At 72.1% G+C, this 11,985-nt stretch carries 8 protein-coding genes and 1 pseudogene; 8 read left to right on the forward strand and 1 reads right to left on the reverse strand.

Annotation, left to right across the window (positions count from 1 at the left end):
- Positions 1-307: 307 nt before the first annotated feature.
- Positions 308-1,621 (reverse strand): annotated as a pseudogene (locus OG403_RS31385) (glycoside hydrolase family 10 protein); the annotation flags it as partial.
- 120 nt (positions 1,622-1,741) lie between these two features.
- Between OG403_RS31385 and OG403_RS31390 the strand changes: the two are divergent.
- The 8 genes from OG403_RS31390 to mltG (OG403_RS31425) all read left to right on the forward strand — a co-directional run bounded on the left by OG403_RS31390 (position 1,742) and on the right by mltG (OG403_RS31425) (position 11,922).
- A complete protein-coding gene (locus OG403_RS31390; RefSeq protein ID WP_329570366.1) occupies positions 1,742-3,100 on the forward strand; it encodes a replication-associated recombination protein A in 1,359 nt (452 codons plus the stop codon).
- 317 nt (positions 3,101-3,417) lie between these two features.
- Positions 3,418-4,032, forward strand: coding sequence for a 30S ribosomal protein S4 (gene rpsD, locus OG403_RS31395; RefSeq protein ID WP_329570368.1), 615 nt, complete (start codon positions 3,418-3,420; stop codon positions 4,030-4,032).
- Positions 4,033-4,210: 178 nt separating this feature from the next.
- The gene (locus tag OG403_RS31400; RefSeq protein WP_329570370.1) at positions 4,211-4,687 is read left to right on the forward strand and encodes a DUF948 domain-containing protein; all 477 of its coding nucleotides are present in this window, start codon (positions 4,211-4,213) and stop codon (positions 4,685-4,687) included.
- 6 nt (positions 4,688-4,693) lie between these two features.
- The gene (locus OG403_RS31405; RefSeq protein ID WP_329570372.1) at positions 4,694-5,098 is read left to right on the forward strand and encodes a DUF6167 family protein; all 405 of its coding nucleotides are present in this window, start codon (positions 4,694-4,696) and stop codon (positions 5,096-5,098) included.
- Positions 5,099-5,113: 15 nt separating this feature from the next.
- Positions 5,114-7,783: an alanine--tRNA ligase gene (gene alaS / locus OG403_RS31410; RefSeq protein ID WP_329570373.1), complete on the forward strand. Its 2,670-nt coding sequence runs from the start codon at positions 5,114-5,116 to the stop codon at positions 7,781-7,783.
- Positions 7,783-8,304: a Holliday junction resolvase RuvX gene (gene ruvX, locus OG403_RS31415; RefSeq protein ID WP_329570375.1), complete on the forward strand. Its 522-nt coding sequence runs from the start codon at positions 7,783-7,785 to the stop codon at positions 8,302-8,304. The genes alaS and ruvX overlap by 1 nt, the downstream gene beginning before the upstream one ends.
- 93 nt (positions 8,305-8,397) lie before the next feature.
- Positions 8,398-9,717 carry an endolytic transglycosylase MltG gene (gene mltG, locus OG403_RS31420; protein ID WP_329570377.1) on the forward strand — a complete coding sequence of 440 codons (1,320 nt, stop codon included), beginning with the start codon at positions 8,398-8,400 and terminating at the stop codon, positions 9,715-9,717.
- A 171-nt stretch (positions 9,718-9,888) separates the two neighbouring features.
- A complete protein-coding gene (gene mltG / locus OG403_RS31425) occupies positions 9,889-11,922 on the forward strand; it encodes an endolytic transglycosylase MltG (protein WP_329570379.1) in 2,034 nt (677 codons plus the stop codon).
- Positions 11,923-11,985: the final 63 nt, after the last annotated feature.

The following is an 11,985-nucleotide window of genomic DNA, read 5'->3' on the forward strand; positions in this document are numbered from 1 at the left end:
CGGGCCGGCCGACGCCGCTCTCGCGCCCCGCGCGGTCGATGGCGGTGGCCGCGTGCCAGGCTCCCGGTGCCTCGGGCGGCAACCGGTAGCGGTCGGTGGTCAGGGCGGGCAGCAGGGCGACCAGGTGGTCGGGGTCGGCGGGCGGGATCGGTCCGGGGTAGTCGTCGTAGCGGTAGAGGGCGTACTGGAACGGCTGCGGGCCGGCGCCGGGCACGACCCGCAGCACTCCGCGCCAGGGCACCACGGGGGACAGCCCGGGCGGCCCGGGCGGGGTGCCGTGGGCGAGCCGGGGGAGCAGCGGGCGCAGCGCCGGGCGCTGCCAGTGCTCGGCGGCCAGCTTGCGGACGGCGCCGATCCGGTCGAGTTGGACGGCGCGGGCGCTGAACAGGATGTCGCCGCCGATGGCGGGCAGTGTCGCGTTGAGCGCGAGATGGCGGGAGAGCTCGGCCGGGTCCTGCCAGGGGCCGGGACGCTCGGGGGCGCCCGGGCGGGAGGCGGACTGGCCGATCCAGAGCTGGGTGTCGGTGCCGGCGGTCTGCTCGGCCCACCAGGGGGCGAGCAGAGCGTAGTCGGCGAGCTCGTAGCCGAAGTACCAGTAGAGCTGGGGCGCGATGTAGTCGATCCAGCCCTCGCGTGCCCAGCCGAGGGTGTCCGAGTACTGGCTGTCGTAGCTCTGCACGAGAGCGGTGGTGGCGGAGCCGCGCGGGTCGGTCCGCCGGTTCCGCCAGACGCCGAACGGGCTGACGCCGTAGACCACTTCGGGGCGGGCGGCACGGATCAGCTGCTGGGTCTGCCGGACCATCAGGTCGATGTTGCGGCGGCGCCAGGCGGCCCGGTTCCGGAATCCGCCGCCGTGCGCCGCGAAGCTCGCGTGGTCGGGGAAGTCCTGTGGGCCGGGGTACGGGTAGAAGTAGTCGTCGAAGTGCACGCCGTCGAGGTCGTAGTGCAGGACGGCGTCCATGATCGCCTGCTGGACGAACGCGCGGACCTCGGGGAGCCCGGGGTCGTAGTAGAGCTCGCCGTTGTAGCGGACCAGCCAGCCGGGGTTGCGCCGGGCGGGGTGGCTGGGCAGCAGCTTGGCGGGGTCCGGTTGGATCGCCACCCGGAACGGGTTGAACCAGGCGTGCAGCGCGAGGCCGCGCTCGTGGGCGGCCTCGACCGCGAAGGCAAGCGGGTCCCAGCCCGGGTCCCGGCCCTGGGCGCCGGTCAGCCACTCGGTCCACGGCTCGTAGGGCGAGGGCCACAGGGCGTCGGCGGTGGGGCGGACCTGGAGGAAGGCGGCGTTGAAGCCGATCGCCACCGCCTGGTCGAGCAGGGTGGTGAGGTCCGCCCGCGACCGCTCGGGCGGCAGCCCGCGCGCCGCCGGCCAGTCGGCGTTGTGCAGCGAGGTGATCCACAGGCCGCGCATCTGCCGCTTGGGCGGCCCGGGGACGGGCCGCGGAGTGGGCGCGGCGTCGGGCTGCGGGGTGGCGGGCTGCGGGGCGGCGGCGAGGCCGGTCGCGGCACGGCGGTCCGGGGCCGCGCGGCGCACGTCGCCGCAGCCCACGCCCGCGGCGAGGGCGGTGCCCAGGGCCGCCAGCAGCGTTCTGCGCCCGGGGCCGTGCGGGGGTGGCCGGTCCATCCGAGGCCTCCTGGGGGAAGGGAAGTACCTGGTGGGTCATTCCCGGTGGCCCGCCCGCCCGGGCCGAGGCCGGCCCGAGGTCGCTCGTTCAGGCCTGTCGGCCCGCTCGCATAGGCTGACGTGGTGGACGAACCGGACCTCTTCACCGCCGCCGCCGAGCAGCGCCAGGCCAGCGAGCCGGGCCGGGCGCCGCTGGCCGTACGGATGCGACCGCGCACGCTGGACGAGGTGGCCGGCCAGCGGCACCTGCTGGCCGACGGCTCCCCGCTGCGTCGCCTGGTGTCCGGCTCCAAGGGCCCGGCCGCGACCAGCTCGGTGATCCTCTGGGGCCCGCCGGGCACCGGCAAGACGACGCTGGCGCACGTGATCAGCCAGGGCGTCGAGGGGCGCTTCGTCGAGCTCTCGGCGATCACCGCCGGGGTCAAGGAGGTGCGCGCGGTGATCGAGGGGGCCCGCCGCGCGGTGGGCCTCAGCGGCCGGGAGACGGTGCTCTTCCTGGACGAGATCCACCGCTTCTCCAAGGCCCAGCAGGACTCGCTGCTGCCGGCCGTGGAGAACCGCTGGGTCACCCTGATCGCGGCGACCACCGAGAACCCGTACTTCTCGGTGATCTCCCCGCTGCTCTCCCGCTCGCTGCTGCTCACCCTGCAGTCGCTCACCGACGAGGACATCCGGGCCCTGCTGCGCCGCGCGCTGGCCGACGAGCGCGGCCTGGCCGGGAGCGTGACGCTCGGGCAGGAGGCCGAGGACCACCTGGTGCGGCTGGCCGGCGGCGACGCCCGGCGGGCGCTGACCACGCTGGAGGCGGCGGCCGGCGCCGCGCTGGAGCAGGGCGCGGCCGAGATCTCGCTGGCCACCACCGAGACGGCCGTGAACCAGGCCGCCGTGCGCTACGACAAGGACGGCGACCAGCACTACGACGTGGCGAGCGCGCTGATCAAGTCGATCCGGGGCAGCGACGTGGACGCCACCCTGCACTACCTGGCCCGGATGATCGAGGCGGGCGAGGACCCGAGGTTCATCGCCCGCCGCCTGATGATCTCGGCCAGCGAGGACATCGGCCTGGCCGACCCGACCGCGCTGCCCACCGCCGTCGCGGCCGCCCAGGCGGTGGCGCTGATCGGCTTCCCCGAGGCCCGGATCATCCTCTCCCAGGCCGCCATCGCGCTGGCCCTGGCGCCCAAGTCGAACGCCGCCTACCTGGCCATCGACGCGGCGCTGGCCGACATCCGCCAGGGCCTGGCCGGTCCGGTCCCGCCGCACCTGCGCGACGGCCACTACGGCGGGGCCGCCAAGCTCGGCCATGCCCAGGGCTACCAGTACCCGCACGACCTGCCCGGCGGCATCGCCGCCCAGCAGTACGCGCCGGACGCGGTGCACGGCAAGGCGTACTACCAGCCGACCAGGCACGGCGGCGAGGCGCGCTACGCGGACGTGGTGGAGTGGACCAGGGCCCGGCTCAAGGGCACCGGTCAGTAGCGCGGTGAGCAGCCGGTATACTCGGCCGAAGTGCCTTGTTCCGGGTCCGGCAGCCTTGCGGCTGACCGGCCGCACCAGCGGGACAACGGCCCGCAGCACCCCTAGCGGGAGCTGCCAGGAGCGTCGCGCACCTTCATCGGTGTCGCGGGCAGCCCATCACCTTCACCGGCGGTGGGCCGCGCGTGTGCATGCACGTCAGTGCCCGGCCTCGGAGAGCGGCTGATCACCCCCGGGTGGTTTTTCTCCGGACCGCGAGAGGCGACCTCCGTCAACACCTGGTGAAGCCGTATTCGCACACTGAAAGAGGTAATGGTTCCATGGCGAACCAGAAGCGTCCCAAGGTCAAGATCGCGCGTGCCCTTGGCGTGCCGCTGACCCCGAAGTCCGTCAAGTACTTCGAGGCCCGCCCGTACCCGCCCGGCCAGCACGGCCGTGGCCGCAAGCAGAACTCGGACTACAAGGTCCGTCTGCTCGAGAAGCAGCGTCTGCGCGCTCAGTACGACCTGAGCGAGAAGCAGATGGCGCGCGCGTTCGACCGCGCGAAGAAGGTCTCCGGCAAGACCGGTGAGGCCCTCATCGCGCAGCTCGAGACCCGTCTCGACGCCCTGGTCCTGCGTTCGGGCATCGCCCGCACCATCTACCAGGCCCGTCAGATGGTCGTGCACGGCCACATCGAGGTCAACGGCAGCAAGGTCAACAAGCCGTCGTTCCAGATGAAGCCGGGCTACGTCGTCACGGTCAAGGCGAAGTCCAAGGAGAAGGTTCCGTTCCAGGTCGCCCGTGAGGGTGGCTACGCGGGCGAGGGCCAGACCCCGAAGTACCTCGAGGTCAACCTCAAGGCGCTGGCCTTCCGTCTGGACCGCGAGCCGCAGCGTCGTGAGGTCCCCGTGATCTGCGACGAGCAGCTGGTCGTCGAGTACTACTCGCGCTGACCCGCGAGTCCGGTACCCCGGTACCGGATGTGTGGAGCCCCCACGGCCTTCGGGTCGCGGGGGCTTCGCGCGTTTCCCCGGGTTTTCCGCCGGCAGCCGCGCGGCCAGGGGTTATCCGGTCGGGATCAGGCCGCGCGGCGCGATAGGGTTCCACCCTGAGGAGTGAAGGGAGCACGCGGTGTCCGTGGGAGAGCTTGCCGGCCTGTTGGTTGCCGTGGGCTGGACCGTGCTGGTCACCCTGCTCGCCGTCGTCCTGGTGCGCCTGTCCAAGGTGCTGCGCGAGGCCACGGTGCTGGTCTCGGCCGTCACCGATCAGGCCGTTCCGCTGCTCAGCGACGCCAGCGCCGCCGTGCGCAGCGCCCACGAGCAGCTGGAGCGGGTCGACGACATCACCGCCAACGTGCAGGACGCCGCCGCCAACGCGAACGCGCTCTCCTCCACCGTGGCGGCCACCCTGGGCGGGCCGCTGGTCAAGCTGGCCGCGTTCAGCTACGGCGTGCGCAAGGCCGTCAACCGCCAGCAGAACACCGTGACGCTTCCTCAGCAGAGCAGTGAGCGCGAGGCGCTGGCGCAGCTGATCCGTGCCGAGGTACGGGCCGCCACCGCCCCCAGGGGCGGGCTGCTGTCCCGGGTCCGGCGAGCCGTGAAGGGCTGATGCACCGTGGTACGACGCATCTTCTGGATGACGGTCGGCGCCGGCGCCGCCGTCTGGGCCATGAACAAGGCGAACGAGGCGACCCGCCGACTCACTCCTGACAGCCTGTCAGGCGCCGCCGCGCGCGGTGCGCTGCACCTGGGCGACACGGCCAAGCGCTTCGCCCTGGACGTGCGGGCGGGCATGGCCGAGCGCGAGGAGCAGCTGCGGGCCGACCTCGGCCTGGACGGCACCGCGGTGGTCGAGCCGCCAACCCGCCCGATCGGGCGCCGGGGCGGTGCGGGCCGAGCTATCTCGGCGGCACCGGGGAGCCCCCCGGTCGTCGCCCTGCCCCCGTCGCGCGTCATCACCCCCCATGTCATCGCGTCAACGCCCCGTCAGCTCGATCAGCGCCGGGGTCAGCACCCTTAACCGGAAGGACCACTCATGGAGTCGGCAGAGATCCGCCGCCGCTGGCTGCGCTTCTACGAGGAGCGGGGCCACACCGTCGTTCCGTCGGCGTCCCTGGTCGCCGACGACCCCACCCTGCTGCTGGTCAACGCCGGCATGGTGCCGTTCAAGCCGTACTTCCTCGGCGAGGTCAAGCCTCCGTTCAGCCGCGCCACCAGCGTCCAGAAGTGCGTGCGCACGCTGGACATCGAGGAGGTCGGCAAGACCACTCGGCACGGCTCCTTCTTCCAGATGTGCGGCAACTTCTCGTTCGGCGACTACTTCAAGGAAGGCGCCATCAAGTTCGCCTGGGAGCTGCTCACCAGCTCCGTGGCGGACGGCGGGTACGGGCTGGACCCGGAGCGCATCTGGATCACCGTCTACCTGGACGACGACGAGGCCGAGCAGATCTGGCGCGAGGTCGTCGGCGTCCCGGCCGAGCGGATCCAGCGGCTGGGCATGAAGGACAACTTCTGGTCGATGGGCGTGCCCGGCCCGTGCGGCCCGTGCTCGGAGATCAACTACGACCGCGGCCCCGCCTACGGCGAGGAGGGCGGCCCGGCCGTCAACGGCGAGCGGTACATGGAGATCTGGAACCTGGTCTTCATGCAGTACGAGCGCGGCCACGGTGACGGCAAGGACGGTTTCGAGATCCTCGGCGACCTGCCGAGCCGGAACATCGACACCGGCATGGGCCTGGAGCGGCTGGCCGCGATCCTGCAGGACGTCGACAACCTCTTCGAGATCGACACCAGCCGGATGATCCTGGACCGGGCCGCCGAGCTGACCGGTCACCGCTACGGCGACGACCACAAGGCCGACATCTCGCTGCGCGTGGTCACCGACCACATCCGCACCGCCGTGATGCTGATCGGCGACGGCGTCACCCCCGGCAACGAGGGCCGCGGCTACGTGCTGCGCCGCATCCTGCGCCGCGCCATCCGCAACATGCGCCTGCTGGGTGCCACCGAGCCGGTGGCCAAGGAGCTGGTGGACATCACCATCAAGGCGATGGCCCCGCAGTACCCGGAGCTGGAGACCGAGCGCAAGCGGATCGACACGGTCGCCGTCGCCGAGGAGGCCTCCTTCCTGCAGACCCTGCGCAGCGGCACCAACCTGCTGGACACCGCCGTCACCGAGACCAAGCAGGCCGGCGGCGCGGTGCTCTCCGGCGAGCAGGCGTTCAAGCTGCACGACACCTACGGCTTCCCGATCGACCTCACCCTGGAGATGGCCGAGGAGCAGGGCCTCCAGGTGGACGAGAACGGCTTCCGCCGCCTGATGCAGGAGCAGCGGGACCGCGCCAAGGCCGACGCCAGGGCCAAGAAGATGGGCCACGCCGACGTGGCCGCCTACCGCGAGGTGGCGGATCGGTCCGGCGCCTCCGTCTTCACCGGCTACAGCGCCACCGAGGGCGAGGCCACCGTGGTCGGCCTGCTGGTGGACGGCGTCCCGGCGCCGGCCGCCACCGAGGGCGACGAGGTCGAACTCGTCCTGGACCGCACCCCGTTCTACGCCGAGGGCGGTGGCCAGCTGGCCGACCACGGCCGGATCCGGCTCGACTCCGGCGCCGTGGTGGAGATCCGCGACGTGCAGCAGCCGGTGCCCGGCGTGGTCGTGCACTCCGGCGGGGTGCTCTACGGCGAGGTGGTGCTCGGCGCCTCGGCGTACGCCACCATCGACATCGAGCGCCGCCGGGCCGTCTCGCGCGCCCACAGCGCCACCCACCTGACCCACCAGGCGCTGCGCGACGCGCTCGGCCCCACGGCCGCCCAGGCCGGTTCGGAGAACGCCCCCGGCCGCTTCCGCTTCGACTTCGGCTCGCCCGCCGCCGTGCCCGGCAGCGTGCTGACCGATGTCGAGCAGAAGATCAACGAGGTGCTGACCCGCGAACTCGACGTCACCGCCGAGGTGATGACGATGGACCAGGCCCGCAAGCAGGGCGCCATCGCGATGTTCGGCGAGAAGTACGGCGACTCGGTGCGCGTGGTCACCATCGGCGACTTCTCCAAGGAGCTGTGCGGTGGCACGCACGTCGGCAACACCGCCCAGCTGGGCCTGGTGAAGCTGCTCGGCGAGTCCTCGATCGGTTCCGGCGTGCGCCGGGTCGAGGCGCTGGTCGGCGTGGACGCCTACAAGTTCCTGGCCCGCGAGCACACCGTGGTGGCCCAGCTGACCGAGCTGGTCAAGGGCCGTCCGGAGGAGCTGCCGGAGAAGATCTCCGGGATGCTCGCCAAGCTCAAGGACGCCGAGAAGGAGATCGAGCGGTTCCGCGCCGAGAAGGTGCTGGCCGCCGCCGCGGGCCTGGCCGACGGTGCCGAGGACGTCCGGGGCGTGGCCCTGGTCGCCGCCCGGGTGGCCGACGGCGTCGGCGCCGACGAGCTGCGCAAGCTGGTCCTGGACGTGCGCAACCGGCTCGGCTCGCGCCCGGCCGTGGTGGCCGCCTTCACCGTGGTCAACGACCGCCCGCTCACCGTGATCGCCGCCAACGAGGACGCCCGCGCGCGCGGTGTCAAGGCCGGCGAGCTGGTCCGCACCGCCGCCAAGACCCTCGGCGGCGGCGGTGGCGGCAAGGACGACGTGGCGCAGGGTGGCGGCAGCAACCCGGCCGCCGTCGGCGAAGCCATCGAGGCCGTGCGCGCCCTGGTCGCGGAGCGCACCGCCTGATGGAGCCTCAGCTGCCGCACTCCCCGGGGGCGCACTCCTCGGGGGCCGAGGAGCCCAAGCCCTGGCGCCGGGGCCGGCGGATCGCCGTCGACGTCGGTGACGCCCGGATCGGGGTCGCCTCCTGCGACCCCGACGGGCTGATCGCCACGCCCGTGGAGACGGTCCCCGCCGGGGGCCGCTCCCAGGCGCGGCTCAAGGCGATCGTCGAGGAGTACGAGGCGATCGAGGTGGTGGTCGGCCTGCCGCGCTCGCTCAGCGGCAAGGAGGGTCCGGCGGCCGAGAAGGTCCGCGGCTACGCGGGCCGGCTGGCCGCGCTGCTCGCCCCGGTGCCGGTCCGGCTGGTGGACGAGCGGATGACCACGGTCACCGCCGCCCAGGGCATGCGCGCCTCGGGCGTGAAGGCCAAGAAGGGCCGGGCGGCGATCGACCAGGCCGCCGCCGTGGTGATCCTGCAGAGCGCACTCGAGGCCGAACGAGTGAGCGGTCGGGCGCCTGGCGAGAGTGTCGCGGCGGTCGGCTGATCAGCCGGTCCTACCGTGTGATCAGGGGCCCGTCCGGACGCGTCCGGACGGGCTCCATCGCATGCGGGCAGGTCGACACCAGGGGCTGACGCGATGGACCAGGACGCGGTCCCCGGCCTGACGCCGGGCCACCTCGGCGCCCCGGCGCAGGAGCCGCCGCCGGCCCCGCTGCCGGCGGACGGCGAGGGTGAGCCGTCGGACCGGTCGGCGTCCGGCCACACGGCGGCGGACGGGACGGCGCCGGACGGGGCGCAATCGGACCACGCGGCGGCGGACGGGGCGTTCGGCCTGTTCTTCGGCGGGGTGCCGGAGAAACCGCCCACCCAGCCCGACCGCACCTCACTGGCCTTCGGCCTCAGCCTGCTGCTGCTCGCTCTGCTGGCCGGCAGCGCGCTGCTGGTCGGCCGCGCGCTCCTGGTGCGGAGCGCTCCCACCAGACCGGCCGACTACGCGGGCGCCGGCAGCGGCGCCGTGGTGCAGGTCTCCGTCCCGCAGGGCGCCACCCTCACCGAGATCGGCAAGCTGCTGCAGCGCAGCGAGGTGGTGGCCAGCGTCCAGGCGTTCCTGTCGGCCGCCGGCGACAACACCAGCCGGATCCAGCCCGGCACCTACGCGCTGCGCCACAAGATGTCCTCGCTCGCCGCGCTGGGCGTGCTCGACGACCCGGCCAACGCCAACGCGCTGACCATCCCCGAGGGCTTCCGGGCCAGCCAGGTCTATGCCGCGATCGACCAGCGCCTGAGCCTGCCGGCCGGGACCGCCCAGCAGACCGCGGCGCAGCACCAGGGCGAGCTGAACCTGCCCGACTACGCGGGCGGCAACATCGAGGGCCTGCTCTTCCCCTCCACGTACACCGTGACGAAGGACACCACCGCGCTCGGTCTGCTCCAGCAGATGGTCCAGCGCGGCTCCCAGCAGTACGCGGTCGAGGGCCTGGACCATCCGATGGTCGGCGGCCTGACGCCCTATCAGGTCCTGGTGCTGGCCAGCCTGGTGCAGGGGGAGGTGGACAACCCGGAGGACATGGGCAAGGTGTCCCGGGTGATCTACAACCGGCTGGCCCGGTCGATGCCGCTGCAGCTGGACTCCACCATCAACTACGCGCTGGGCCGCACCACCCTGCACACCTCGGTCACCGACACCCAGCTGGACTCGCCGTTCAACACCTACCGGGCGCCCGGTCTGCCGCCCACTCCGATCGACAACCCCGGACCCGACGCGCTGCACGCGGCGCTGGAGCCGGCGACCGGGGATTGGATCTACTTCGTCACAGTCCGGCCCGGGGACACCAGGTTCACCGACAGTGAGCAACAGCACCGCAAGAACGTCGACGATTTCAACGCCTACCAGGCCAAGCACGGTGGCTCACCCAGTGGTTCTCCCGGCGGTGCGCCCGGCGCGAGCGGACACTGACGCCGCTCCACGGGCACGCAGCGCGAGGACGAGGACCAGGCGGGTACCGTGCGGTACGGTAACGTCTCCCCTCAGGCGCTGCGCTAGCACGCCGGTTCGAGATACTGCCGGGACGCCGTCCCGGACGGACGGTCCGATCAACCGTCCGTCTCCGTCGGCCTAAGGGAATCGATGACTGAACTGGGTCGGGGCTACGGCTCCCAGCCGTGGCACCCCACCGAGCCCGGCTACGGTGAGCAGCCGCAGCGGGCCGCTTCCCCGGACGAACAGGAGTACCTCCCGCAGGATCCGTACGGGCAGGGACACCAGTACCCGGTGCAGGGCCAGGAGCAGTACGGGCAGCAGCAGACGTACGTGCCGATGGATCCGTACGCGCAGCAGCAGTGGCAGCAGCAGCACCAGCAGCAGCAGCAGATCCCGCAGCAGCAGGGCTACCAGCAGTACCCGCAGCAGGGCGGCTTCCCGCAGCAGCAGACCGGGTACGTCCAGCCGTCGGGCTATCCGCAGCAGGGCGGCTACCCGCAGCAGTTCCCGCAGCAGCAGCAGGCTTCTCCGCAGCAGGAGTTCGGCCAGCAGCCGTTCCCGCAGCAGTTCCCCCAGCAACAGCAGGCACCTGCGCAGCAGCAGCAGTTCGCGCAGCCGCAGTACCCGCAACAGCAGTACCCGCAGCAGCAGTTCCCGCAGCAGCAGGCATCTGCGCAGCAGCAGTTCGCGCAGCCGCAGTTCGTCCAGCAGCAGGCCCCGGCGCAGCAGTTCCCGCAGCAGCAGTCGGTGCAGCAGCAGTCGGCGCAGCGCGCGCCGATGGCCGCGCCGCCCTCCGGCCCCGGTCCCGACGGCATCGACTGGGAGGCCGAGGCCGCCGCCCTGGACGCGCCCGCCGAGGAGCTCTACGCCGAGGACGGCGACTTCGCCGAGGGTGAGTACCAGGACGGCGACTACGCCGAGGACGGCGAGTACGCCGACGGCGAGTTCACCGAGGAGGGCGAGCACGCCGACGGTGAGCTCACCGAGGACGGCGAGCCCGCTGACGGTGAACTCACCGAGGAGGGCGAGGAGCAGCACACCTCCTTCCTCGGCACGGAGGACACCAGCGACGAGGCCGAGGCCAAGCGCAAGGCGAAGGGCAAGAAGACCGGCCGCCGAAACGGCGGTGCCTGCCTGCTGGTGGCCCTGGTGCTGCTCGGCGGCATGGGCGGCGCCGGCTGGTGGGGCTACGGCTTCTACCAGCAGAACTTCGGCCCGCCGGCCGACTACAAGGGCACCGGCACCGGCAAGGTGCAGATCCAGATCGAGGACGGTGCCTCGGCCGGCCAGATGGCGCAGGTGCTGAAGGACGCGGACGTGGTGAAGAGCGTCGGCGCCTTCAACAACGCCTACAACAAGGCGAACAAGCCGATCCAGCCCGGCTACTACGACATGCAGAAGGAGATGTCGGGCGACGCGGCGGTGGCGCTGATGATCAGCGAGGCCGGTGGCGACTCGCTGATCATCCCCGAGGGCAAGCGGGCCTCGGACATCTACACGATGATCGACACCAAGCTGAAGCTCGCCCCGGGCACCACCGCCGCCGCGGAGAAGGCGAACGTGGCCAGCCTCGGTCTGCCCAGCTACGCGAACGGCAACCCCGAGGGCTTCCTGTGGCCGACCAAGTACTCGGTCGCTCCCGGGATGAACCCCGCGGACCTGCTCAAGCAGATGGTCAGCAACGCGCTCGCCGAGTACAGCCAGCTCAACCTGGACACTGCCGCCCCGTCGATCGGCCTGAAGAACGCGTACGACGTGATCACCGAGGCGAGCATCCTGCAGGCCGAGGGCAACAACGTCGCCGACTTCGGCAAGATGGCCCGGGTGATCCAGAACCGCCTGGCCAACGAGAACGACGTGCACCACACGCTGGGCATGGACACCACGCTGGAGTACGGGGTCGGTTCCAAGACGCTGACCGAGGCGCAGATCGACGACGCCTCGAACAAGTACAACACCTACATCAACCCGGGCCTGCCGCCGACCCCGATCTCCAACCCGGGCGAGGACGCGATCCAGGCGGTGCTCAACCCGACTCCGGGCAACTGGCTGTTCTTCCTCGCGGTCAGCCCGACCGAGACGATCTTCTCCGCCTCGGGGGACGACTTCAAGCAGAACGTCAAGAACTACTGCGCCCAGCACGGCCGGACCTACAACGCGGCGCGGCAGACCTGTAACTGACCCGTCACGGCGGCCGTCGCGCCTGACCACCGAGACCCGAACCGCCCCCGAAGAGGCCCCGTG

Origin of the sequence: Kitasatospora sp. NBC_01266 (assembly GCF_036242395.1) — a bacterium.
Classification (GTDB): domain Bacteria; phylum Actinomycetota; class Actinomycetes; order Streptomycetales; family Streptomycetaceae; genus Kitasatospora.